We start from the raw sequence: 24,004 nt of genomic DNA, 5'->3' as shown, positions 1-24,004 counted from the left end.
TATTGTTAATAAAAACATAACAATGTGAATACCTATGCGCTAGTTATTTTTTTGTTAAATTTGTTAAAAAAAAATGTTACTTTTAACACTCTAAATAATTATTAACTAATCTAAAACCAAACACTATGGAAGGAACAATGGCAGTAATAACTCCAGTAGCTTATGATTTTACACCACGAAATTGGTTACAATGTAATGGTCAGTTGTTATCAATTTCAACCAATTCAGCTTTATTTTCCCTGTTAGGAACAACCTATGGCGGTAATGGCGTTCAAACTTTTCAATTACCCGATTTACGTGGACGCAGTGCAGTAGGCGCAGGTACTAGCACGCTAGGCACTACATACGATCTTGGTCAAGTGGGAGGAAGTCCTACCGCTACTTTATTAACAAACAATATGCCTCCGCACAACCACAACGGGCCTATTAATCTCTCTTTGGGAGCATCCAATACAACAGGATATGATACCATTGCAGAAAACAACAACATCGCTGGCGGTATTCCAAATAGTTTTAGCCCCAATAATAATACGCCCATGGCCAAACCCTTGACTTTACAAGGAAGCATTGGCTCGGCAGGTGGAAGCCAACCTTTTAGTATTTTATCTCCATCATTGTCACTGAATTATTTAATTTGTACACAAGGAATATATCCAAGTAGGAATTAAAAATAGTGAATAGGCTTTGTGCCAATTTAAAAAGTAAAATTTATAAAATTATAACTTATAAAAAATAAAATTATGTTTGTAGACCCATATATAGCAACGGTAACTGTTTTTGCTGGAAATTTTGCTCCACTAAATTGGCAGTTATGTCAAGGACAATTATTATCCATAGCCGAGTACTCTGCTGTTTTTGCTTTAATCGGAACCACTTACGGAGGAGATGGACAAAACACCTTTGGACTTCCAGACCTAAGAAGCCGTAAAGTCATTCACTATGGTCAAGGACCAAGTCTTCCAAATTATGTAATAGGACAAAGTGCTGGTGCAGAGCAAACCACACTTAGTCCAGCAAATCTTCCAATACACAGTCACGGAGCTCCCGTTTTAACCGGAACACCACAAGGCTCTACTGATACCACAGGAGTAGCTACGCCTAGCAACACCACTGTAGCAGCAGCGGGCGCAACTATTTATGGTGCACCAGAAGGTTTAGCAATGGGAACCTACTCTGCTACTGCTAGTACAGTAGCTGCTGGAGGAAACACAGCTGTTCCAACCCTTATACCCTATGTGGCTATGAATTATATTATTGCAATAGAGGGGATTTTTCCTTCAAGAAATTAATTTTACTAAACTTAAAAAAAATATTATGGAAGGAGTTATTGGATTTACAACACTTTTCGCAGGAAATTTCGCCCCAAAAAGCTGGGCCTTTTGTCAGGGACAAACCATAAACATTGCAAGCAATACCGCAATGTTTTCAATATTAGGAGTAACTTATGGTGGTAATGGAACTACCAATTTTAAATTACCCGATTTGCAAGGACGCACTATTATAGGAGCAGGACAAGGTCCTGGACTTTCTGCTTACAACCTTGGTCAAGTTGGAGGTGCAGAAGCTGTTACGCTTACTTCACAACAAATGCCAGCACACATTCATCCTGTTCCATATACCATCACACAAGATTCTCATACAGCAGCCTCTGCTACTGTACCAACAAACAATACGTATGGAAACGACAATTCGGGAGGTACCCCATATGCTGCTCCTGCCAATATTGCTTTAAAACCTTTTGCAGGAACTATTACAATGCAAAATATGGGAGATAGTTTGCCTTTCTCAACGGTAAACCCTTTTTTGGGATTAAACTATATTATTTGTCAATATGGTGTTTTTCCATCACGTAACTAATTTCAATTCATTGTAAAAAGAAAATGAGACCCATTTGTTTCTCATTTTCTTTTTTTGAAAACATTATATTTATTTAAATTATGCCTACTCGAATCGGTTTTTTATTACCTCGTTCCACAGATTATCCTGCTATGGGGTTCGATATTCTGGATGCCTTTCGCATACATCTTCAATTTTTAGGGATTGACGATTTGCAACTCGCAACCGAAAATATAGGATTTGGCGACGATCAACAACTTTGTTATGCAAAGGCAGAAAAATTGCTATTGGAAGACGATGTACAGTTGTTGGTTGCATATAGTGGCGTGATAAATGCAGAACCGTTGTACCAATTGGCACAGTCTTCTGGCAAGGCTTTTCTTTACTTAGATGCAGGAATGCAAACACCATTAGAAGATAGAGTGTCAAATAACTGGTTTTTATCGTTGCAAGGAATTGATGCTTGTTATCGTTTAGGACAATTGGCAGGTCAAGGAAAAAGAAATGTACTAATGGCTAGTTCTTTTTTTGACGCAGGATATAGAGCACCCTTTTTTAACGCAAATGGTATTGATGCTATGGGTGGTAGTGTGACGGGGAATTATGTTAGCACTCATAAAATTAGCGAATTCAATATTGATCGTTATCTTGAACTACTTAATGAAAATGATCCTGAAGCCGTAATCGCAAATTTTAGCATTTACCTAACGGATCTTTTTATGAAGGAATTAAAAGTGAAAGGATCGGCAGCAACGCCTTTGCCATTTTATTGTTCTCCATTTATGGCAGAAGAAACGATGCTTACAAACAGTGATTTTCCAACAGGAGTATTTCATACCATAGTGCCTTGGGCTACATCATTAGAGAATGAAGCGCAATTTTTGTTTTTAAAGAGCATTCGTGAACAAAAAAATAAAGCCGCCAACTTATTCCATTTGTTAGGATGGGAAGCTGCAGTAGTTGCATTTCAATTATTGAATCATGGACCGCAATCACTAGCAAACTGGTCATTTGAAAGCCCACGTGGCAAAGTTACATTTGATGCTAAAACACAAACCAGTTATGCCCCTTTGTATCAAGGAATGATTGTGCCAGATGCCGATGGGAAGTGTAGCTTAAAAATTGATCAAAAATTGGAAATTATACAAGAAGAGCACCAGCAAAACTGGGCTTATAATCAAGAAGGAACTCATTCTGGATGGAAGAATAATTTTTTTTGTACCTAGAATTATGAAAATAGCTATACTCTGCAATGATCGATTGGGATTACCCGCAATGCAACTGTTGTTTCAACAGCAATTGGTTGTGGCGGTTGGTACTTCAGATCGTGTTAGTGAAACCACAATGTTGTTAGAAAAACAATGTGCTTCCGTGTTAGCGCCTTTTCAAATATTTACAAAGAATAATTTAGAAAGTGCACTCGGTATATGGCTTCAAAACCACCAACCCGATGTTGTATTTATAAAAACTTTTCCTTGGAAAATTCCGGCAAGCGTTCTTTCTATTCCACGATTTGGATTTATTAACTTTCACTATGCACCATTACCGCAATTTAGAGGAACTAATCCTTTATTTTGGATGATCCGAAATCGGGAATCAACAGGAGGTGTAACGGTTCATCAAATAGATGAAAATTTAGATACGGGAGATATACTACTTATGAAAGAAGTACCTATTTATCCCGAAGCTAGTTTTGGAATGCTTATAGGACAATTGGCCTACGCAGGTCTTGAACTTACAACAACTTTATTGCAAAGTTTGATGAACAAGACACTAAGCCCCAAAAAACAGGATTCCACACAAGCAAAATGGTATAGCCAACCCAAAGCAGAAGATTTATTTATTGATTGGAAGACAATGACATCCACAGAAGTTCGAGCACTCGCAAAAGCCTGTAATCCACGGCAAAAAGGTGCAGTAGCCTCCTATAAAGGTTGGACCTTCGGCATCACCGATGTATCGCTATCCTTTATGGCTGTGCCAAGTGAGACAACCGCTGGTACAGTAATCGCTATGGATGTGTCCAATGGTTTAATAATAGCTTGTGCTGATGGAAAATCAATAAAAATAGAAGTGGTTTATTCTGAAGAAGGCTACTTTTCTGGACATAAAATGGCGCAATTTGGCTTACGGAAAGGAGAAAAATTAGATTAACCTAGATTATATATTTTTGTTACAATTCAAAAATTAAACATTAAAAATTAATATCAATTAAATTCAACTATTTTTACATCATCTTTAAAATTAACTTCTTATGAAAAAACATTTACACTATGTGCTAAGTTTTTTATTTTTAGCATACTCCTTACAAGGACAAGTAGTAGGCTGGAATCAACCTACTTCTGGCACTCCAACCGTCTTTAGTATCGGTACTTCGACTTCTGGCGTTGAAACCGGCAGAAGCATTTGTATTGATGCTGCTGGTAATACTTATGTCTATGGCACATTTACAGGTACAGCAGACTTTGATCCAAGCGGAGCAACTACTACAGCTACAGCAAATGGCACCAGTGCTGATTTATTTATATCAAAGTACAATGCTGCTGGTGCATTTCAGTGGGTAGCACGTGGCGGCGTTCAGAATTCTGGTGATAATGGTTCTGGTAATTTTGGAAGTATCAAAACAGATGGAACCAACGTTTATGTAGTGGGTAATTTGGCAATTAGTTTAGCAGCAGCAACCTTTACACCAGTGGGCAGCTGTACCACTTGCACAGTCCCTTTAAATGCAGGAACCACAAGAGGTTTTGTTGGAAAACTCGATACCGCTACAGGTACATGGCAATGGATAAACACTTTTGGAGGTACAACTACACAAAATGGCGGACAAGGGTTGTGTTTAGACCCGACTGGTAATGTATATGTAAGCGGTCAGTGTAGCGGAACGTTTACACTAGGAGCACTCCCACAAATTGCTGTAGCTGATGCACAAGTGTTTTTTGGAAAATTGAATCCTGCTGGAGCATGGCAATGGGCTACTACAGCTGGTGGAACAGGTGGTGATGGTGCTGGGCAATCTGGAAGTGGCATAACTTACAACACAAATTTAAACAGACTTGCAGCTAGTGGCAGCTACAACAGTACTGCCCCAGTAGCTTTTGGTTCATTAACAATTCCAGCAGCAGGTGGTAACAATGATATTTTCTTAACAGAAATTAACCCTACAACAGGTGCTTTTTTAAGTGCTTTTGGCTTCGGAGGTACAGGTACTTCTGATGAATGCGGTGGTATTGTTTATGACCCAAATACTAACGATATTTTTCTTGCTGGACAAATGTCAGGCGATCTAAGTAATCTACCGGGATTAGTTGCATTAACACAAGCAAGTGCAGGGACTAATGATATTTTTGTAGGCCGTTTTACACCCAATGCAACACCTGCCAATGGCGTCTTTTCTTGGGCAAAATCATTTGGTCAAACTGGTACTGATCGTGTTTACGACATCGACACCAACGCCAATGGAAACATATATATTGCAGGCTGGTTTTCTGGCGGAACTATTGATTTTGGCTCAGGTCCCGCAACACAGGTCACTGCCAGCGGAACAGATCAAGAAGTTTTTGTTGCTGCATTGAAAGTTGATGGTACTGGAGTTTGGGCAATACAAGGTGTCGATAGTGGGACTACAGTAGACCAAGCAAGAGGGGTTTGTGCAGCGCGAAACACTTCAGGAACAGTGTATGCTACTGGTCAATTCAATACAGGAACTGTGAGCTGGACGCCATCCTCTAATGGCAATGCTATTTCACTAACAAGTGCAGGAACATCCGATGTATGGGTAGCAAAAATTTATGGTTCAGTTCCAACTATTGTAACGACAGGAACAACTACTGCATTTACTAGCTGTACCGGCGCAGTATCAGCATCTCAAAGTTTTACTGCGAGTGGTTCTGGACTTAGTGCTAATATAACTGTTACAGCACCTACTGGCTTTGAGGTTTCTCTAACAGCAGGTAGTGGTTATGCTGCATCAGTAACACTAACACAAGCAAGTGGCGTAGTGGCTGCTACAACTGTTTATGTTCGATTATCAACAACAGCCACTGGAACACCATCAGGTAATGTAGCTTGTACTTCTACAGGAGCAACAACACGAAATATAGCTGTTTCGGGGACAGTAACTCCATTACCAGCAACACCAACTATTTCAGCAGGTGGTTCAACCACTTTCTGTGCAGGTGGAAGCGTCACTTTAACTTCTTCGTCAGCTACAGGCAATGTATGGTCAACAGGAGCGACTACGCAATCTATTACAGTTTCAACATCAGGAACTTATACTGTGGCAGTAACTAGCGGTGGTTGTACTTCGGCTACATCAGCAGGAACTGCGGTTATAGTGAATCCATTACCAGCAACACCAACTATTTCAGCTGGCGGTTCTACTACATTTTGTGCTGGCGGAAGTGTTACTTTGACTTCTTCATCAGCTACTGGAAATGTATGGTCAACAGGAGCGACTACGCGATCTATTACAGTTTCAACATCAGGGACTTATACTGTAGCAGTAACAAGCGGTGGTTGTACTTCGGCTACATCAGCTGGAACAATTGTTACTGTGAATCCGTTGCCTGCAACACCAACTATTTCTGCTGGCGGTTCTACTACATTTTGTGCTGGCGGAAGTGTTACTTTGACTTCTTCGTCAGCTACTGGAAATGTATGGTCTACTGGTGCAACAACACAGTCTATTTCAGTATCAACTAGTGGAAATTATACCGTTGCTGTTACTAGCGGTGGTTGTACATCAGCTACATCGGCAGGAACAACCGTTACTGTGAATCCGTAGCCTGCAACACCAACTATTTCTGCTGGCGGTTCTAATACATTTTGTGCTTGCGGAAGTGTTACTTTGACTTCTTCATCAGCTACTGGAAATGTTTGGTCAACTGGTGCAACAACACAGTCTATTTCAGTATCAACTGGTGGAAATTATACCGTTGCTGTTACTAGCGGTGGTTGTACATCAGCTACATCGGCAGGAACAACTGTAACTATAAATCCTTCGCCAGATGCTGGAGTAACATTAAATTTAGGAGTATTACAAGCAATTCAAACTGGTGCCACTTACCAATGGTACCAATGTGGTACACCAGATGTATTGTTAACTGGAGAAACAAATAGAAGCTATACTCCAACAGTTGCAGGACTTTATGAAGTAGTTATTACTCTTGGAGGATGTACTGTAACTTCTACGTGTGTAGATGTTGTTACCTTAGGTAATGAAAATTTTGAATTGTTTTCAAAATTCAATTTATATCCTAATCCAAACAGTGGTATCGTGAATATTGATTCTGATACTAATGGAGATCTTTTAATTTTTAATCAATTAGGTCAAGTAGTTAGAACCTTTACAATAAAAGCAAATGTTGTAAATGCAATAAACATTGACGAATTAAGCGATGGTACTTACTTTGTAAAAGGTACTAAAGGTATAAACATTAGTACTCAAAAATTAGTGATTAAAAAATAATTATTTTAATATATAAAACTGAAGGCTGTCTTAAAATATGACAGTCTTCAGTTATTTTATAAATAGTACGATAAAATTGTCTCAAACTATAGAAAAAATGTTAATTTTAATAACATCTTTTTATTTTTTATTAATAAATAATACAATTAAACACTTACACAAATTATGGAAAGAAGATTATTTATCAAACAAGCAAGCATCGTAACTACCGGTGTTTTAGCTTTTTCAGGTACTGACGTATATGCTAACGAATCAAAACAAAAAAGCACTGCCATTGACTTATTACCACTTTCAGGTACTTCTTCAAAAATAAAATTAAAAGGAAATATAGTTGATGCTATTACTTTTCAACCCATTGCAAATTGTAAAATGGTAGTGAAAACTAAAAAAAATAGATTATTTAGTACTACTAAAGAAATAGTTACTACAAACGGTGACTATGCCATTCTTTCAGGATTTGCAAGATCTGGAAAAAGAATGGAAAAAGTACAAGTAGAAATTAAGGCAGCTGGTTATAAAACCTATAGTAGCTTTATCTATTTATCGCCAGAGGATTGCAATTTACATAGCGCAGAATGGAACTACAATAAAAATTTTGATTACAACAACTTACCAAAAAGTGAAACTGTTGGAAATCAGACGATTTCTTTATTTAATTTTCAGTTAGTTAAAGAATAGTAATCAAATCTAGGACTAGTCCTAAATAATTAATACGGATTATTTGACAAAAAAGTATAAATAAACTGCACCAAAAACTTTTTTGGTGCAGTTTTTAGTTTATTAAAAATTAGCAGGCAATTGTATTGGCGTTATTAATTTCGTATAGGCATCAAGAATAGTTAATAACCCCGAAGGTAAAGGATTTTGATCACTAGTTTCAATGGTTATTTTGCCATTACTATCTATATTAGTATTTTCGATCAATAAGTAATTGTGAGGAACCAAAGTGATTAATGGCACTTTAAATTGTGTAGTGAAATTTTGTATGGTTGGTTCATCTCCTGCTTTTACTGGTGGAACAATCACTTGATTTGTTAATTCCATTATTACCTGTTTGGGCGCATAAACTTCTTGTCCGTCATCATTTAATTTTTTATCAAAATAGGTATTTAACATAGTGTTCAATTGCGAAGTAATTAAATGCTCTTTACGTTGCAAAACATCATCAAAAATGCCTGATAATGAATTGATTAGCTTAGTATTTTTTTTTGATTTCTTTTTTCCTGAATCCATCGATTACTATTTTTTTATAATGTTAGTCTTATACTCAAATATACTAAATTGTATTTTAGTAATTTGAGTATTAATGATTAAAATTGTGTCTCTAAGATATAAAAACTTAAAATCAAATGCATAACTTTGGTTTATCATAATGTTTCATCATTCTTAAATTAGAACCTGAAAGGAAAACACACCAACATAAATAGTTTTAAACTATAACATAAAACCAATAAATTATGTTTACAGATATCAATCCGAAATTACCAATGCGTAATAAAGGCATTACGAGGGACTTTTATCTAAATAAATTAGACTTTCAGGAATTCGGAAATACTGACTTTGATGGTTACTTAATGGTGCAAAAAGATTCGATTCAAATTCATTTTTTTGAGTTTAAAGAAATCAATCCGAAGGAAAATTATAGTCAAGTGTATGTGCGCACCGATAACATTGATAAATTATATCAAACAATGTTAGACAATAATTTATGCATTCACCCAGCGGGACATTTGCAAATAAAACCTTGGGGGCAAAAAGAATTTTCAATGCTAGATCCTGATAATAATTTACTCACTTTTGGACAAAGCATATAAATTAATTGTATAAAGAAAGTAAATGTATCTAGAATAAGTTTACAAAAATTAAATCTTAAAAAGGCACATCACTATCGTCATCAAAATTATTCAAATTGCTACCAAAAGCTTCATTAGCACTAGGTAAATTTTTAGTTTGAAAAGGATTGTCATCTTGCCCTAAATTCATAGTTGATGGTAAGTAATCATCACCAGTTGAGTAATCTTCTAGGTTGTCAAACTTACCTAAGTTTCCAATAAATTTCAATCGCACGTTTTCTAAACTTCCATTACGGTGTTTTGCAATGATAAACTCGGCTTGCCCTTGTGTTGGTGAGTGTTCGTCGTCATCCCATTCGTCAATTTTGTAATATTCTGGACGGTATATAAACGAAACAATATCGGCATCTTGCTCAATCGCTCCAGATTCACGAAGATCAGAAAGCAATGGTCGTTTGCTAGAACCACGAGTTTCCACCGCACGAGAAAGTTGTGACAAAGCAATAACTGGTACTTCCAATTCTTTAGCCAATGCTTTCAAGTTTCTAGAAATGGTAGAAATTTCTTGCTCCCGATTTCCTGGTCCTTTTCCGTTTCCGCCAGCAGTCATTAGTTGAAGATAATCTACAATAATAATTTTTATATCGTGTTGCGATTTCAAACGACGGGCTTTAGCTCGTAAATCAAATATTGACAGTGAAGGAGAATCATCGATATACAAAGGGGCTTTTTCAAGATCTTTTACCTTAACACTTAATTGTTCCCATTCGTGTTTTTCAAGTTTTCCTGTTCTTAATTTTTCTGAAGACAAACCTGTTTCTGAAGAGATAAGACGTGTTATTAATTGTACAGAAGACATTTCTAGAGAGAATAATGCTACTGCATGACCAAAATCGATAGCCACATTTCTTGCCATCGATAAAACAAAGGCCGTTTTACCCATACCAGGACGCGCTGCAATAATAATTAAATCTGAAGGTTGCCAGCCTGATGTTATTTTATCTAATTTTTCGAAACCTGTTGCAATTCCTGAAAGTCCTTCTTTTCCAGCAATTTCTTCAATTCGCTTTTTGGCTTGAATTACTAAACTTTGAGCCGTTTCTGAACTTCGTTTGATGTTTCCTTGTGTGACTTCATACAATTTTGATTCTGCCTTGTCTAACAAATCAAAAACATCAGTCGTCTCGTCATAGGATTCTTCAATAATTTCGGAGGATATTTTTATCAAACTTCGTTGAATGTATTTCTGAAGGATGATTCTGGAGTGAAACTCAATATGTGCCGAAGAGGATATTTTTTGTGTAAGCTGAATAAGATAAAAATCGCCACCTGCTAAATCCAGTTTGGCCATTTTTTTTAATTGTGCCGAAACTGTTAATAAATCAACAGGTTGCGAATCATTAAACAAAGTCACAATGGCTTCAAAAATAAATTTGTGCCCATCTTTGTAAAATGCATCGGGTTGCAAAATATCAATTACCTCATCAACCCCTTTTTTATCAATCATCATCGCACCAAGCACTGCTTCTTCTAAATCGAGAACTTGTGGAGGTAGCTTTCCTTTTTCTAGGTTTATAATCGTAGTTTTATCTACTCTTACTGGGTTTATATTTTTGAAATTTTCCATACTGCGAATTTAGTTTAAAAATAAAAAATATTATTTTTGAATTGTCAATAATAATTGTTTATAAGTATTTTTTTTTGTTGATAACCAAAAAAAAATCCGAAACCACTAGGCTTCGGATTATACAATAAAAGTACGATTTTTACTCCTTGAATTCTCCCATCTTGCTGTATTTATCCATTCTTTGAGCTACTAACTCCGTTGTTGATAAATCTTTCAATTCATTATATCCTTTGAGAACATATTCTTTTACCGATTTGAAAGCGGTTTGTCTGTCATAATGAGCTCCACCTAATGGTTCTGGTATGATATCGTCTACAAGGTTTTGCCTTTTCATATCTGCAGAAGTCAGTTTTAACGCTTCAGCAGCTTGTTCCTTGTATTCCCAACTTTTCCATAAAATGGACGAACATGACTCTGGGGATATTACAGAATACCAAGTATTTTCCATCATATAAACTCGATCTCCAACACCTATTCCTAAAGCACCCCCTGAAGCTCCTTCTCCAACAATTACAACGATAACAGGCACTTTTAGACGAATCATTTCTAAAATGTTTCTGGCTATAGCTTCACCTTGTCCTCTTTCTTCAGCTTCGATTCCTGGAAATGCTCCTGGAGTATCTACTAAGGTTAGAACTGGGATATTAAACTTCTCGGCCATTTTCATTAATCGCAATGCTTTACGATAACCCTCAGGATTTGCCATTCCAAAATTACGGTATTGGCGCATCTTGGTATTTATTCCTTTTTGTTGCCCAACAATCATAAAAGATTGGTCACCAATTTTTCCTAAACCACCCACCATTGCTTTATCATCTTTGAAATTTCTGTCACCAAAAAGTTCTAAAAAAGTATCACCACATAAAGCTTTAATGTGTTCTAATGTATAAGGTCGATTTGGGTGACGTGACAGCTGTACACGTTGCCAAGCCGTTAGGTTTTCGTATATTTTCTTTTTGGTTTCCTCGAGTTTTAAATTGATTTGTTTGCAGGTTTCTGTAACATCAACATCGGATTCTTGCCCTATAACTTGACATTTGTCTAATTGGTCTTCTAATTCTTTAATAGGGAGTTCAAAATCTAAATATTCCATAAGACTTGATTGTTTTGTTTCGGTTTGAACAGCAAAGATAGTTTTAAATTTAAATATTGAAAAATTATCGTTTGAAAGATTTTAATTTAATAGTATAGAAACCTTATTACTTAAAAAATTAAGACGGGAATATATTAGTTTTTTTGTTTGTAATAATTCTTAACAATTCCGTTTAAAATAACGGTTATTAAAATAATTAGGGCTCCAATATAAAAAGAAGAACTCATTTTTTCTTCATTACCGATAATAAAATAGGCTAGGAAAATTCCATAAACAGGTTCCAAATTTGTGGTTAGCATTACCGTATATGGAGATAATTTTTTCATCACATTTACAGATGCTGTAAACGCATACGCAGTACATATTGAGGATAAAATTAGAATTAATATCCAATCATTACTGGTTATTTGAAAAAAATGTTTTGTAAATGTACCTTGAAAGAATAGATAAATGGTCACTAAAAAGAATCCTGCAAAAAATTCATACAAAGCAATTACTGTTGAATCGTATTTCTGGATTAACTTTCCATTTAATAATGTGAATATTACACCTATAAAAACCGAAAAAAGTGCGCAAAGCATTCCTTCAAGATAATTAATTTCGACTTTCAAAATAATACTCAAACCCGCAATAATAATTAACCCAAAAAAGACTTCATACCAAAGCATTTTTCTTTTATAAAACAAGGGCTCAAGAATGGAAGCCATAAATGCACCTACCGAAAACATTGCCAGTGTTATGGAAACATTTGAAATCGTAATGGCTTTAAAGAAAAATATCCAATGTATCGCAATTAGAAAACCTACCAAAATCAAATGAATTGCTGATCGAAACGGCAAGCGTACTGATTTTTTTTTGTAAAGTAAAAAAAGGAACAAGAACAAACCTGCTAATAGCATTCTATACCAAACTAAAGAAGCATCTTTAACTGATATTAAGGCTCCTAAAACCGCTGTAAAACCCCAAATAAATACAATTAAGTGGAGATTCAAATGGCTCTTTAAATTATCGTTTGGCATTTCGAAGTAATATAATGGCTAATATTCCAAAAACAATATTTGGAATCCATACAGCTATTAGTGGGGAAAAGGTTGATTTTTCAGCTAAAATACTAAAAATTTTATCTAAAAAAACATATACGAACGCTAGTGATATTCCAATTGCTAAATTAATTCCCATTCCACCTCGACGTTTCATTGACGAAACTGATACTGCAATTATGGTAAGTATAAATGCAGAAATAGGAATACTATATCTTCGGTATTTTACAACTAAATATGTATTTATATTTGAAGATCCTCGTTTCCGTTCTTTCTCAATAAAATTATCTAATTCTGTCAATCCTAATGTTTCAGCAATATAGACAACGGGAGTCAAATCTTCTAAGTCAAAATTAAATTTCATATCTTTTGAGTTAAGAAATTCAATTTTATCATTCAAGGCTCCTACTGTTCTTTTGTTAAAATTGTATAATGTATAATTTTTTTGTTTTTCGTTCCACTTTATAGAGTTAGCAGAGATTTTATGAACTAATTTTTCTTTATCAAACTTTTCATAGACAAAATTATAACCTGTATTATCCGTTTGATTAAAATTACTTACATATATAAACTCTGTATCACTAATTTGTCTGTAAACATCATTGGTTTCTCGCATCTCATTTCGCCCGTTACCCATCAAATACATGTATCTGAAATTCTTGAATCCTTCACTAGCTTTTGGTACAAGAAAAAATCCTAATAAAAGTGCAAATATAGAAACCAGAACAGCTCCTATAAGATATGGTCTTAAAAAACGACTAAACGAAATTCCTGAGCTTAAAATAGCTATAATTTCGGTATTGTTTGCCAATTTTGAAGTAAACCAAATTATGGATAAAAATAAGAAAATAGGAAACAAAAAATTAGTAAAATAGATTACAAAATCAACGTAGTAAGCCGCAACTTTGCCAAAAGGAACTTTGTTTTCAAGTATTTTATTTACTTTTTCAGATACATCAACTATAATCCCGATTGGAATAAACAATAGCAACATCACACTAAATGTAGCTAAATATCTTTTAAGTATGTACTTGTCTATTATTGTTAACATTTTGAAAATTTATTTGATTGTTCGATTATTCGTTTATTCGGCTTACAAATATAACAGAATCCATAAATCCATAAAATTACAATCGTTGGCTCATATTTTTAACCATCATTTCTTTCCATTCTCTAAAATCGCCAGCTAAGATATGTTTTCTAGCCTCACGAACCAACCACATATAAAAACCTAGATTATGAATGGTTGCAATTTGCTTTCCTAAATATTCATTAGCAGCAAAAAGGTGGCGCAAATAGGCTTTCGTATATTCGGTATCCACATAAGTGTATGCCATTTCATCCACTGGAGAAAAATCGGCTTCCCACTTTTTGTTTTTAATATTGATTGTTCCGTTTGCTGTGAATAGCATTCCATTACGAGCATTTCTGGTTGGCATCACACAATCAAACATATCAATTCCTAAGGCAATGTTCTCTAAAATATTAATTGGTGTTCCCACTCCCATTAAATAACGTGGCTTGTCTTCAGGAAGAATTGCGGTTACTATTTCGGTCATAGCATACATTTCTTCAGCTGGTTCACCTACAGAAAGTCCACCAATGGCATTCCCTTTTTGGTTCGAATTGGCAATATATTCTGCTGATTGCATTCGCAAATCCTTGTATGTACTTCCTTGAACTATCGGGAAAAATGTTTGTTCAAATCCATATTTGTATGGCAATTTATCTAAATGATTGATGCATCGGTCTAGCCAACGGTGGGTCATGTGCATACTGCGTTGCGCATACCTATAATCACACGGATAAGGAGTACACTCGTCAAAAGCCATAATAATATCGGCACCAATAGTGCGTTGGGTTTCCATTACATTTTCGGGCGAAAAAAAATGAACCGAACCATCAATATGCGATTTAAACTTTACGCCTTCTTCCTTAATCTTTCTATTGGCAGAAAGCGAATACACTTGGTAACCACCAGAATCGGTCAATATATTACGATCCCAATTCATAAACTTATGTAATCCGCCCGCTTTTTCAAGAATATCTAATTTTGGTCGTAAATACAGATGATAGGTATTTCCTAGTATAATATCGGGGTTAACTTCTTCTTTTAATTCTCTTTGGTGCACTCCTTTTACCGATGCAACGGTTCCAACAGGCATAAAAATTGGGGTTTCAATAACGCCGTGATCTGTAGTTATTGTTCCAGCTCTGGCGCTAGTTTGTGGGTCTTTTTTAAGTAAATCGAACTTCATATATCTTATTTCTGTTGGCAAATATAAGTTAATTAGATAATTTGAAAATTAGATAATTTGAAAATTTAGGAATGTTTTATCATATTATATTTAAAATTTTCAATCCAAAAGCACATACTGCTTAACTTTTTTTTTACAAAAACATAAAATGCTGCTATTATTCGTATTCGTTTCTTTGTAAAAATATAAATTTAATGATACCATTTTTTAATCAGTTTACAAAATTTGAAAAAGGGATACTACTTCTTATATTCTTGATTTATTGTAATAATTTGTTCCTAGATATTATGAAGATAGATGCTGCGCAATATGCCAGTATATCAGCACAAATGTCAGTCACAAATTCGTATCTGGAAGTTAAAGATTTTGAATACAATTATTTAGACAAGCCACCATTATTGTTTTGGCTATCAAGTCTAAGTTGTACCGTTTTTGGGATTAATAATTTTGCTTACAAGTTTCCTTCTTTTTTATTTTTATTGTTTTCATTATATGCCGTTTATCGATTTGCATTGTTATATTATACTCAAGAAATAGCCAAAAATGCAATACTTATTTTAGCATCTGCTCAAGCTTATTTTTTAATGACAAATGATGTTCGAACCGATGGACTATTAACTTCTAGTGTCATCATTTCAATATGGCTTTTTTCTGAGTATTTTGTCAAAGGAAGAATAAAAAATCTTGTATTTGGCTCCGTTTTCATTGGTTTGGCGATGCTATCTAAAGGACCTATTGGGCTTGTTGCTATACTAATGCCTATTGGAATTCATTTATTGTATCATAAAAAATGGAATTCGATTTTTAGTTTTCGATGGCTTTTAGTTTTACTAATTGTTGGTGTTTTGCTAATTCCAATGTCGTATGGATTATACACACAATTCGATTTGCAACCTGACAAAATAACCAACGGAGTAAAAGGGCAAAAAGGGTTGTATTTTTATTATTGGTTACAAAGTTTTGGAAGAATAACTGGTGAAAGTGTTTGGGACAATAACAAACCGTGGTCATTTTTTATTACTTCAAGTCTTTGGGATTTTTTTCCTTGGTTTTTGCCACTTTGTTTTGCACTGTTTTTTAAAGTAAAAAACTTATTTTTTGCAAAAAAGCCAACTCCTGAAATTATAAGTTTCGTAGGTTTTATAGCACTATTTGCAATGTTATCTGCATCAAAATACAAATTACCGCATTATGTGTTTGTCACTTTCCCATTTGGAGCACTACTTTTAGCCGAGTATTTTTCGAATATAAAGGAAAAAATTTGGAGAAATTGGAAAATTTTTCATCTTACATTGGGGTTTGTAATCCTAGCGTTGTTTATTGTTTATCCCGTTTTTTTATTCAAAGAAGTCACATTTTGGATTTTCATTTGTATTATCATTCAAGTATTTTTCTTGAATTATTACAGAAAATCACACCAAAACTCAGTAGCCCAATTGATTGGTTTGGTTGTTGTACTTAATCTGTTTTTCTCCTTTGTTTTTTACCCTAAATTACTCACTTTTCAATCCGATTCTATGGCTGGGAAATGGGCTGATAAAAACATTAAAAACGAGCAAGTTTTACTATATACTTTCCCATCACATTCCTTCAATTTTTATACCAAAAACCCTTTTACAAAAGTAGTAAACAAAGAGCAACTTATGGGGGTTAAAACACCATTTTGGTTATATCTAAGTCAAGAAAATTTGACTGAAATATCTAGTTTGAAGTTAAAAATAACTAAAAAAATCTCTTTTGTAGATTACCCAATAACTCGATTAAAACCCAAGTTTCTTCTTGCAGACAAAAGAGAAAAAGAATTGAATCATAAATTTCTAATTAAAGTTGAAAACTAAACAAAATGAAAAAATTATCCATCATAATTCCTGCTTATAACGAAGGTGCAACCATACATTTTATTTTAGATAAAGTCAAAAGGACGACTCTTTTAAACAATATTGAAAAAGAAATTATAATTGTAAATGATTGTTCCAAAGACAATACAGAAGAAGCCATAAACAGTTATATATCTCAAAATAAGGATTTGAATATTCAGTATTTTAAACACGACGTAAATAAAGGAAAAGGCGCAGCACTTCATACTGGAATTAATAAAGCAACAGGTGACTATTTAATAATTCAGGATGCTGATTTAGAGTACAATCCTGAAGAATATAATTTGCTTTTAAAACCTATTATTGATGATTTTGCCGATGTCGTTTATGGTTCCCGGTTTATGGGAGGTAATGCACATCGGATTTTGTTTTTTTGGCATACCATTGGAAACAAATTTTTAACTACATTATCCAATATGTTTAGCAATTTAAATTTGACAGATATGGAAACGTGTTACAAAGTGTTTAAAACGGATTTGATTCAGAACATCAAACTCAATGAAAACAGATTTGGTTTTGAACCCGAAATTACTGCCAAAATATCCCGAATTCCTAAAATCAGGATTTATGAAGTAGGAATTTCTTATTATGGACGAACATATGAAGAAGGCAAAAAAATAGGTTGGAAAGATGGTTTTAGAGCTTTGTTTTGTATTGTAAAATACGGATTTTTGAAATTGAATTAATCTTAAATAGCATTACTATTCAATCATTTTTTCTGAACTTAAGTTTTTTGTTCAAAAGATTTCACAACTTCTAAAAAAATCATTTGCCACTAGCCAAAAATAAAATTACTTTTGATGGCAAATTAATTTAACACGATACAATGTCTAACACACAACAACTACACGATTTAACAATCCAAGTTCGAAGAGATATCCTTCGAATGGTACACGCAGTAAATTCAGGTCATCCAGGAGGTTCGCTTGGTTGCGCAGAATTTTTTGTGGCACTATACCAAAATCTAATGAAACGCAACGAAGGTTTTGATATGAACGGAATAGGAGAAGATTTATTTTTTCTATCAAACGGTCACATATCACCTGTTTTTTATAGTGTTTTAGCACGTAGCGGTTATTTTCCAGTTGCAGAATTGGCAACATTTAGAAAACTAAACACCCGTTTGCAAGGGCATCCAACCACACACGAAGGTTTGCCGGGTGTTCGAATAGCTTCAGGATCTTTAGGGCAAGGAATGTCAGTAGCTATTGGTGCTGCACAAGCCAAAAAACTTAATAATGACAACCATATAATATATACACTACACGGTGATGGTGAGTTGCAAGAAGGTCAAAATTGGGAAGCTATTATGTATGCTTCAGCTAAAAAAGTTGACAATCTGATAGCAACCATTGACCTTAATGGAAAGCAAATTGATGGTACTACTGATGAAGTATTACATATGGGAAGCATTCGTGCCAAATTTGAAGCATTCGATTGGGAAGTTATAGATATCAAAGAAGGAAATGACATTCAAGCGATCCTAACGGGTATGACCGAAGCCAAATCTAAAACTGGTAAAGGAAAACCTGTTTGCGTTTTACTACATACTGAAATGGGAAATGGTGTGGATTATATGATGTATTCGCACGCTTGGCACGGAAAAGCACCTAATGATGAACAACTAGCAAATGCATTAGCACAGAATCCAGAAACTTTAGGAGACTATTAATTTTAGATTGTAGATTTCAGATTGTAGATTTCAGAAATACTTCTAAATCTTTCAATTTTTAAATCTTTTAATCTTTTAATTTAAAGAAATGAAAAAATATACAAATACAGGAAGTAAAGACACTCGTTCGGGTTTTGGAGCTGGAATGACCGAATTAGGTCAAAAAAATGAAAAAGTAGTAGCACTTTGTGCTGATTTAATAGGGTCACTAAAATTTGATGAGTTCAAGAAAAATCATCCAGAACGTTTTTTCCAAATTGGAATTGCCGAAGCTAACATGATTGGAATTGCAGCGGGTTTAACCATAGGTGGGAAAATTCCATTTACGGGAACATTTGCTAACTTTTCGACTGGTAGAGTGTACGATCAAATACGTCAATCGGTTGCTTATTCTGATAAAAATGTAAAAATTTGTGCTTCACACGCTGGTTTAACTTTAGGCGAAGATGGAGCCACACACCAAATTCTGGAAGACATTGGACTTATGAAAATGCTCCCTGGAATGACCGTAATCAATACTTGCGATTACAATCAAACCAAAGCCGCAACTTTAGCCATTGCTGATCATCACGGACCAGTTTATTTGCGTTTTGGGCGTCCTGTTGTGCCTAACTTTATGCCAGCTGACGAAAAATTTGAAATTGGAAAAGCGATATTACTAAACGAAGGAACCGATGTGACTATTGTAGCCACAGGTCATTTGGTTTGGGAAGCTTTAATTGCTGCCGAAGCATTAGAAGCTAAAGGAATCTCAGCAGAAGTAATTAATATTCATACTATAAAACCTTTAGACGACGAAGCCATTTTAAAATCGGTTGCTAAAACAGGTTGTATTGTAACTGCTGAAGAACATAATTTTTTAGGAGGACTTGGAGAAAGTGTTGCTAGAGTTCTTGCCTTAAACAATCCAAAGCCTCAAGAATTTGTGGCTGTAAATGATTCTTTTGGTGAAAGCGGAACACCAGAACAACTAATGGAAAAATACAAACTAAACAACCAAGCTATCGTTGAAGCGGTTGAAAGAGTAATGAAAAGAAAGTAAAATTCAATAAAACTAAAAAATGCCATCTCGTTATAAACTTGATGGCATTTTTTATTGTACTAAGTTATGAGTATTAATGACAACTGGCGCTCAAATGCTTTTTAACTCCTGTTGTAGTTCCATCACAGTCTTGAATTAGTGCATAGCTCGCTGGAAACTCTCCATTAATTTTAATTTCGGTACTAGTCAAATAACCGTCACCATCATCATCTACATCAAAATAATTGTATACACCATCACCATCAGTATCATCATCTGAATAAATACCATTACTGTTCAAATCCTCATATATGGATAAGACACCATCTCCATCGTTGTCTTGATACTCTATACCACACAGTTTAAAACTAAAAATTAGTGGGGAATAATTAGGTATGATAGAAGAATCCCTTGGGGTATTGTAATACCCCAATGCAGATGGAACAAACATAACACCTGAACCAAAATCTGTATAACTGACTGTTCCATCAGTATTGGTAACAAAGGTACCTGATTTGAAAAGTGGAATTATTTCTTGAAAACCACGAATTGCTCCTAAACTATTACTAGTTGTTGTTCTTTCTAGGGATAACCAATCTGGATTTGAAACTTCAGTAAAAGTAGTCCCAGCAAGCAAAGAACCTTTATAGGAAACTAATACCTTATCTGCACTTGAAGGTTTTACACCCACTCCTTCTCTTAAAGACAAGTAATATACTTTGTATTCAATTCCTGCAAAGGTAACCATTTTAGTCAACACAGATGATTTTGGTGTTGTTCCTGAACCCCAAATAGAGTTTGCATCACCCGAAGTCACTGCTGTAAAAGTTACATCTTTATCATTAGGTTCACCTGGATTATCTACAACATTTATTCTGTGTGTTTTCATATAGGTTTCAATAGCAGCTAAATCTATAGGATATTGCACTGCATAAGGAGTGGTTGGTGTTACAGGCACTGCATCTTGTTGATCGCACGCAATCATAAAAACACTTAGCGAGCAAACAAAAACTATTTTAAAAAATTTCATCATTATTTTTCTTATTTTAAAGGTGCAAGATACAATTTTGATTTATTTTTGTTTAAAATTTAACGTTGTTTTTTAATTTTTATGAGAATAGACAAATACCTGTGGTGCGTTCGCTATTATAAAACCCGAAATATGGTTACCGAAGCCTGCAAAAAAAATCATATTACAGTAAACAATCAAGTAGCTAAAGCCTCCAAAGAAGTTTTTGCAGGCGATAAAGTTACCTTTAGAAGAGATCAAATCACATATATCATTAGTGTATTGGACATTCCTGACAATCGTGTAGGCGCAAAACTGGTGGATATATACCGAAAAGACGAAACTCCAGCGGTATCCTTTGAACATTTAGAATTACTAAAACTATCCAAAGAACACTATCGTAAAAATGGCACAGGAAGACCTACTAAAAAAGACCGTCGGGATATGGAAGATTTTGGCAATACTACTACTGAAAACGAATAAAATTAAAATACTCCTAATGAAACATAATATAATACTGACGCATCAAGAAATTGAATTTAAAGTAAAACGAATTGCTTACCAAATATTCGAAACATTTATTGACGAAAAAGAAATTGTAATTGCTGGAATTCAAGGAAATGGTTCTGTTTTTGCAAAAAAGATTGCAACGGAACTAGAAACCATTTCAAACCTAAAAGTAATACTTTGCGTTGTAGCTATTGACAAGCGATTTCCATTGTTGCCGGTATCCACTTCTATTGCATCATCAGAATATGAAAACAAAGGATTGGTTTTGGTTGACGATGTGTTAAACTCTGGCACTACACTTATATATTGCGTGAGTCATTTTCTAGAAGTGCCATTAAGCAAATTTAAAACAGCAGTTTTAATCGATAGAAACCACAAAAAATACCCTATTAAAGCGGATTTTAAAGGTATTTCTCTCTCGACATCAATGTTAGAAAACGTGACTGTTGTTTTTGACTCAAAAGGAGATTATGCTTACTTAGAATAACAGGTTTTTTTCTAAAAATGTTTCCAAATTATCTTTTCAAAAGAAAAATTTCTTTTCAAAATTGTACCCTTACAATAAACGAGATAATTTTATAAAAAAGAGTTCCAACAGTAAGAAACTAACTGGTAAATATAATATTGAACGAAACAAAAAGAGCTGCCTGATAAAAGGCAGCTCTTTTCTATTAGTTAAAAATTTAAAATTAAAACTGCTCTCTTCCAGCAAAGTGGAAAGCAGATTCAATAGCAGCATTTTCGTCGCTATCAGAACCGTGAACCGCATTTTCACCTATAGATTTTGCATATTTTTTACGAATTGTTCCTTCAGCAGCATCAGCAGGATTTGTAGCACCTATAAGAGTTCTGAAATCTTCGATAGCATTTTCTTTCTCAAGAATTGCAGCCACAATAGGACCACGAGACATAAACTCTACCAATTCTCCGTAGAAAGGTCTTGCAGCGTGAACTGCATAAAATGCTTGAGCATCAGCAACAGTTAGTTGCGTTAATTTCAAAGATACAATCTTGAAACCACCTTCTGTAATCATATTTAATATTCCGCCAATGTGTCCGTTTTCAACACCATCAGGCTTAATCATTGTAAATGTTCTATTCGTAGCCATTTTATTTTTTAATTAAATTCGGTGCAAAAATAGTGTTTCTTTATGGATAAAAAAATAAAAAATATTATAAAATTACCACCTTAAATTCTTGTTCTAAAGGTTCCAAGTTATCTATTAATTTCTCGATAATATCGTTTCCAAACTCTAAATAAAATTCAGAAAAATTCAATTTTCTTTCCTGCAAACTTTGATTCGGGAACAACTCATTTTGAAGATGAATAATTCGTTCCAGTGCTTCTTTGTGTACTCGTTTTTCGGCTTTTAGCAAACGTTTTTCAAGATTTTCTAAACCTTTTATCTGTTTGGCTTCTTGCGCTTTGACGGCACCAACAAATGATTTGTCGGTTTCAAGAGTCATTTGAGTTAAAGACTCAAATTGAAGCTTTAAGTGTTCTTTTTGTTTAGAAAAATCGATACTAAATTTTGAAAATTCTTTTGTTTTTGTATTGAATAATTCTTGTTGGTTTGCAAACAAATCATTCCAAGAAAGATTTAATTTACTTGCTTTTTCGTTTTGTTTTTGAGTAGCCAGAAGTACTGAATTCCGAATCAGCAACACAGGAAAAGTTACGTTATGATACTCAAAATTTGATTTCAATTGCAACCAATAGGCAATTTCGCCACCACCACCAATATAACATAAATTAGGTAATATAACTTCTTGATATAATGGTCGAAGAATCACGTTTGGACTAAATTTTTCAGGATTTAAATCCAATACTTTTAAAATTTCAGCCTCTGTAAACTCTAATTTTGTATTGTTAATTTTGTACAATCCATTTTCAAAAAGAATTCGTTCTCGAAGATTGTCTTCAATGTAAAATAAATTAATTTCACGCGGATTGACTGGAATGGTATACTCTTTTAACTTTTTATTTGTCTCATTTACGTTTTGGAAGGAAGTTTGACTCAACAATTCGTCTTTTATAATACTAGAAAATTGTTTTTTTAAATCAATCGAATCTCCATCTATAATTACCAAACCGTATTTTCCAAACAATTCGTTGGCAAGAAACCGAGTGGCATCAGCAAGATTAGGGTGTTGTAGATAACTTTCAGTAAAGAGTTTTTTTAGTTCTTCTGCATTTTGGCTAAAGCCCAACTCTGAAGCGAAAACTTCATAAACGTCATCTAATCCTTGTGTTGACAATCTTCCTACAGGACCCGTTACCATTTTATCCCATTGTATTTTTCTTGCATTAAAATTAAAATGATTAATTTCTTCAAAATCGTGATCTTCTGTTGCCATCCAATAAATGGGAACGAAATTATTTTCAGGATACTCTTGCTGTAATTGTTTACATAAATTAATAGTGGAGATTATTTTATATAAAAAATATAATGGACCAGTAAACAAATTAAGTTGATGTCCGGTTGTAACTGTAAACGTATTTTCTTTTGCTAATGAGGCAATATTTAATTTGGTTGTCTGGGAAATTTGAAAATTAGCATATTGATTTTCTATAGTAGTGATCAAAACGATTCTATTACCAATATAGTTTTTCTTTTTTTCGTCTATTTGTTTTTGGAAATTTTCAATAGTTGGAAAATGATTGTATAATGACTGTAATACTTGTTCTTCATTTAAATAATCAATAATGAGTTTTGAGAAATATCCAGAATTTTGATACGTTATACAGTCCGTTGGCATAGTGCAATTTATTTTATACAAAAGTAAATAAAATAACG

At 34.2% G+C, this 24,004-nt stretch carries 24 protein-coding genes; 15 read left to right on the top strand and 9 right to left on the bottom strand.

Annotated elements, in window-relative coordinates:
• Window positions 1-125 precede the first annotated feature (125 nt).
• From RMO70_RS14420 to RMO70_RS14385, 8 genes are all read left to right on the top strand, one after another.
• Window positions 126-668 carry a tail fiber protein gene (locus RMO70_RS14420; RefSeq protein WP_310557142.1) on the top strand — a complete coding sequence of 181 codons (543 nt, stop codon included), beginning with the start codon at window positions 126-128 and terminating at the stop codon, window positions 666-668.
• Window positions 669-740: 72 nt separating this feature from the next.
• Window positions 741-1,289, top strand: a complete 549-nt coding sequence (locus tag RMO70_RS14415) for a tail fiber protein (protein ID WP_310557141.1) — start codon at window positions 741-743, stop codon at window positions 1,287-1,289.
• Window positions 1,290-1,314: 25 nt separating this feature from the next.
• Window positions 1,315-1,857 (top strand): tail fiber protein, encoded by a 543-nt coding sequence (locus RMO70_RS14410; RefSeq protein ID WP_310557140.1) that lies wholly within the window; start codon window positions 1,315-1,317, stop codon window positions 1,855-1,857.
• An 80-nt stretch (window positions 1,858-1,937) separates the two neighbouring features.
• The gene (locus RMO70_RS14405; protein WP_310557139.1) at window positions 1,938-3,062 is read left to right on the top strand and encodes an ABC transporter substrate-binding protein; all 1,125 of its coding nucleotides are present in this window, start codon (window positions 1,938-1,940) and stop codon (window positions 3,060-3,062) included.
• Between the two features lie 4 nt (window positions 3,063-3,066).
• Window positions 3,067-3,990: a formyltransferase family protein gene (locus RMO70_RS14400; RefSeq protein ID WP_310557138.1), complete on the top strand. Its 924-nt coding sequence runs from the start codon at window positions 3,067-3,069 to the stop codon at window positions 3,988-3,990.
• Between the two features lie 100 nt (window positions 3,991-4,090).
• On the top strand, window positions 4,091-6,622 hold the full coding sequence (locus RMO70_RS14395; protein ID WP_310557137.1) for a hypothetical protein: 2,532 nt from the start codon (window positions 4,091-4,093) through the stop codon (window positions 6,620-6,622).
• A gap of 63 nt (window positions 6,623-6,685) precedes the next feature.
• Window positions 6,686-7,306, top strand: a complete 621-nt coding sequence (locus RMO70_RS14390; RefSeq protein ID WP_310557136.1) for a T9SS type A sorting domain-containing protein — start codon at window positions 6,686-6,688, stop codon at window positions 7,304-7,306.
• Window positions 7,307-7,471: 165 nt separating this feature from the next.
• Window positions 7,472-7,984 carry a hypothetical protein gene (locus RMO70_RS14385; protein WP_310557135.1) on the top strand — a complete coding sequence of 171 codons (513 nt, stop codon included), beginning with the start codon at window positions 7,472-7,474 and terminating at the stop codon, window positions 7,982-7,984.
• Between the two features lie 102 nt (window positions 7,985-8,086).
• Here the strand turns inward: RMO70_RS14385 and RMO70_RS14380 are convergent, their stop codons facing one another.
• Window positions 8,087-8,539, bottom strand: a complete 453-nt coding sequence (locus RMO70_RS14380; RefSeq protein WP_310557134.1) for a DUF2589 domain-containing protein — start codon at window positions 8,537-8,539, stop codon at window positions 8,087-8,089.
• A gap of 224 nt (window positions 8,540-8,763) precedes the next feature.
• Here RMO70_RS14380 and RMO70_RS14375 point away from each other — a divergent pair, with 224 nt between their 5' ends.
• Complete coding sequence (locus RMO70_RS14375) at window positions 8,764-9,120, top strand: VOC family protein (protein WP_310557133.1); 357 nt, start codon at window positions 8,764-8,766, stop codon at window positions 9,118-9,120.
• 55 nt (window positions 9,121-9,175) lie between these two features.
• Here the strand turns inward: RMO70_RS14375 and dnaB are convergent, their stop codons facing one another.
• The 5 genes from dnaB to tgt form a co-directional block, all read right to left on the bottom strand.
• On the bottom strand, window positions 9,176-10,726 hold the full coding sequence (gene dnaB / locus RMO70_RS14370; RefSeq protein WP_310557132.1) for a replicative DNA helicase: 1,551 nt from the start codon (window positions 10,724-10,726) through the stop codon (window positions 9,176-9,178).
• Window positions 10,727-10,865: 139 nt separating this feature from the next.
• Complete coding sequence (locus RMO70_RS14365; RefSeq protein WP_310557131.1) at window positions 10,866-11,819, bottom strand: acetyl-CoA carboxylase carboxyltransferase subunit alpha; 954 nt, start codon at window positions 11,817-11,819, stop codon at window positions 10,866-10,868.
• Between the two features lie 134 nt (window positions 11,820-11,953).
• Complete coding sequence (locus tag RMO70_RS14360) at window positions 11,954-12,838, bottom strand: DMT family transporter (RefSeq protein ID WP_310557130.1); 885 nt, start codon at window positions 12,836-12,838, stop codon at window positions 11,954-11,956.
• Complete coding sequence (locus RMO70_RS14355; RefSeq protein ID WP_310557129.1) at window positions 12,825-13,910, bottom strand: LptF/LptG family permease; 1,086 nt, start codon at window positions 13,908-13,910, stop codon at window positions 12,825-12,827. The genes RMO70_RS14360 and RMO70_RS14355 overlap by 14 nt, the downstream gene beginning before the upstream one ends.
• Before the next feature lie 76 nt (window positions 13,911-13,986).
• A complete protein-coding gene (gene tgt, locus RMO70_RS14350) occupies window positions 13,987-15,117 on the bottom strand; it encodes a tRNA guanosine(34) transglycosylase Tgt (RefSeq protein WP_310557128.1) in 1,131 nt (376 codons plus the stop codon).
• A gap of 194 nt (window positions 15,118-15,311) precedes the next feature.
• Here tgt and RMO70_RS14345 point away from each other — a divergent pair, with 194 nt between their 5' ends.
• The 4 genes from RMO70_RS14345 (at window position 15,312) to RMO70_RS14330 (ending at window position 19,708) form a co-directional block, all read left to right on the top strand.
• The gene (locus RMO70_RS14345; RefSeq protein WP_310557127.1) at window positions 15,312-16,955 is read left to right on the top strand and encodes a glycosyltransferase family 39 protein; all 1,644 of its coding nucleotides are present in this window, start codon (window positions 15,312-15,314) and stop codon (window positions 16,953-16,955) included.
• 5 nt (window positions 16,956-16,960) lie between these two features.
• Window positions 16,961-17,680 (top strand): glycosyltransferase family 2 protein, encoded by a 720-nt coding sequence (locus RMO70_RS14340; protein ID WP_310557126.1) that lies wholly within the window; start codon window positions 16,961-16,963, stop codon window positions 17,678-17,680.
• A 140-nt stretch (window positions 17,681-17,820) separates the two neighbouring features.
• Entirely contained in the window at window positions 17,821-18,666 is an 846-nt protein-coding gene (locus RMO70_RS14335; RefSeq protein ID WP_310557125.1) for a transketolase, read from the top strand.
• Window positions 18,667-18,754: 88 nt separating this feature from the next.
• A complete protein-coding gene (locus tag RMO70_RS14330) occupies window positions 18,755-19,708 on the top strand; it encodes a transketolase C-terminal domain-containing protein (RefSeq protein ID WP_310557124.1) in 954 nt (317 codons plus the stop codon).
• A gap of 73 nt (window positions 19,709-19,781) precedes the next feature.
• Here RMO70_RS14330 and RMO70_RS14325 read toward each other — a convergent pair whose 3' ends face one another.
• On the bottom strand, window positions 19,782-20,720 hold the full coding sequence (locus tag RMO70_RS14325) for an FKBP-type peptidylprolyl isomerase (RefSeq protein WP_310557123.1): 939 nt from the start codon (window positions 20,718-20,720) through the stop codon (window positions 19,782-19,784).
• A gap of 78 nt (window positions 20,721-20,798) precedes the next feature.
• Between RMO70_RS14325 and RMO70_RS14320 the strand changes: the two genes are divergently transcribed.
• Window positions 20,799-21,179, top strand: a complete 381-nt coding sequence (locus RMO70_RS14320; RefSeq protein ID WP_310557122.1) for a S4 domain-containing protein — start codon at window positions 20,799-20,801, stop codon at window positions 21,177-21,179.
• Between the two features lie 16 nt (window positions 21,180-21,195).
• The gene (locus RMO70_RS14315; protein WP_310557121.1) at window positions 21,196-21,693 is read left to right on the top strand and encodes a phosphoribosyltransferase domain-containing protein; all 498 of its coding nucleotides are present in this window, start codon (window positions 21,196-21,198) and stop codon (window positions 21,691-21,693) included.
• 202 nt (window positions 21,694-21,895) lie between these two features.
• On the opposite strand, the gene RMO70_RS14310 is transcribed toward RMO70_RS14315, so the two are convergent.
• Window positions 21,896-22,315 (bottom strand): nucleoside-diphosphate kinase, encoded by a 420-nt coding sequence (locus RMO70_RS14310; RefSeq protein WP_310557120.1) that lies wholly within the window; start codon window positions 22,313-22,315, stop codon window positions 21,896-21,898.
• 64 nt (window positions 22,316-22,379) lie between these two features.
• Window positions 22,380-23,966 (bottom strand): bacillithiol biosynthesis cysteine-adding enzyme BshC, encoded by a 1,587-nt coding sequence (bshC, locus tag RMO70_RS14305; RefSeq protein WP_310557119.1) that lies wholly within the window; start codon window positions 23,964-23,966, stop codon window positions 22,380-22,382.
• Window positions 23,967-24,004 lie beyond the last annotated feature (38 nt).

Source organism: Flavobacterium sp. (genome assembly GCF_031422135.1).
Classification (GTDB): Bacteria; Bacteroidota; Bacteroidia; order Flavobacteriales; family Flavobacteriaceae; genus Flavobacterium.
Note: the sequence above shows the minus strand (reverse complement) of the source record. Positions and strands in the feature narration are given on the sequence as shown.

What these genes read in the sequence shown, in the direction of transcription:
- RMO70_RS14345 (WP_310557127.1), top strand. Translation starts at nt 15,312, where the DNA reads ATGATACCATTTTTTAATCAGTTTACAAAATTTGAAAAAGGGATACTA.
- RMO70_RS14380 (WP_310557134.1), bottom strand. Translation starts at nt 8,539, where the DNA reads ATGGATTCAGGAAAAAAGAAATCAAAAAAAAATACTAAGCTAATCAAT.
- RMO70_RS14315 (WP_310557121.1), top strand. Translation starts at nt 21,196, where the DNA reads ATGAAACATAATATAATACTGACGCATCAAGAAATTGAATTTAAAGTA.
- RMO70_RS14330 (WP_310557124.1), top strand. Translation starts at nt 18,755, where the DNA reads ATGAAAAAATATACAAATACAGGAAGTAAAGACACTCGTTCGGGTTTT.
- RMO70_RS14365 (WP_310557131.1), bottom strand. Translation starts at nt 11,819, where the DNA reads ATGGAATATTTAGATTTTGAACTCCCTATTAAAGAATTAGAAGACCAA.
- RMO70_RS14340 (WP_310557126.1), top strand. Translation starts at nt 16,961, where the DNA reads ATGAAAAAATTATCCATCATAATTCCTGCTTATAACGAAGGTGCAACC.
- tgt (WP_310557128.1), bottom strand. Translation starts at nt 15,117, where the DNA reads ATGAAGTTCGATTTACTTAAAAAAGACCCACAAACTAGCGCCAGAGCT.
- RMO70_RS14325 (WP_310557123.1), bottom strand. Translation starts at nt 20,720, where the DNA reads ATGATGAAATTTTTTAAAATAGTTTTTGTTTGCTCGCTAAGTGTTTTT.
- RMO70_RS14385 (WP_310557135.1), top strand. Translation starts at nt 7,472, where the DNA reads ATGGAAAGAAGATTATTTATCAAACAAGCAAGCATCGTAACTACCGGT.
- RMO70_RS14400 (WP_310557138.1), top strand. Translation starts at nt 3,067, where the DNA reads ATGAAAATAGCTATACTCTGCAATGATCGATTGGGATTACCCGCAATG.
- RMO70_RS14420 (WP_310557142.1), top strand. Translation starts at nt 126, where the DNA reads ATGGAAGGAACAATGGCAGTAATAACTCCAGTAGCTTATGATTTTACA.
- RMO70_RS14410 (WP_310557140.1), top strand. Translation starts at nt 1,315, where the DNA reads ATGGAAGGAGTTATTGGATTTACAACACTTTTCGCAGGAAATTTCGCC.
- RMO70_RS14395 (WP_310557137.1), top strand. Translation starts at nt 4,091, where the DNA reads ATGAAAAAACATTTACACTATGTGCTAAGTTTTTTATTTTTAGCATAC.
- bshC (WP_310557119.1), bottom strand. Translation starts at nt 23,966, where the DNA reads ATGCCAACGGACTGTATAACGTATCAAAATTCTGGATATTTCTCAAAA.
- RMO70_RS14375 (WP_310557133.1), top strand. Translation starts at nt 8,764, where the DNA reads ATGTTTACAGATATCAATCCGAAATTACCAATGCGTAATAAAGGCATT.
- RMO70_RS14360 (WP_310557130.1), bottom strand. Translation starts at nt 12,838, where the DNA reads ATGCCAAACGATAATTTAAAGAGCCATTTGAATCTCCACTTAATTGTA.
- RMO70_RS14310 (WP_310557120.1), bottom strand. Translation starts at nt 22,315, where the DNA reads ATGGCTACGAATAGAACATTTACAATGATTAAGCCTGATGGTGTTGAA.
- RMO70_RS14320 (WP_310557122.1), top strand. Translation starts at nt 20,799, where the DNA reads ATGAGAATAGACAAATACCTGTGGTGCGTTCGCTATTATAAAACCCGA.
- RMO70_RS14405 (WP_310557139.1), top strand. Translation starts at nt 1,938, where the DNA reads ATGCCTACTCGAATCGGTTTTTTATTACCTCGTTCCACAGATTATCCT.
- dnaB (WP_310557132.1), bottom strand. Translation starts at nt 10,726, where the DNA reads ATGGAAAATTTCAAAAATATAAACCCAGTAAGAGTAGATAAAACTACG.
- RMO70_RS14335 (WP_310557125.1), top strand. Translation starts at nt 17,821, where the DNA reads ATGTCTAACACACAACAACTACACGATTTAACAATCCAAGTTCGAAGA.
- RMO70_RS14415 (WP_310557141.1), top strand. Translation starts at nt 741, where the DNA reads ATGTTTGTAGACCCATATATAGCAACGGTAACTGTTTTTGCTGGAAAT.
- RMO70_RS14355 (WP_310557129.1), bottom strand. Translation starts at nt 13,910, where the DNA reads ATGTTAACAATAATAGACAAGTACATACTTAAAAGATATTTAGCTACA.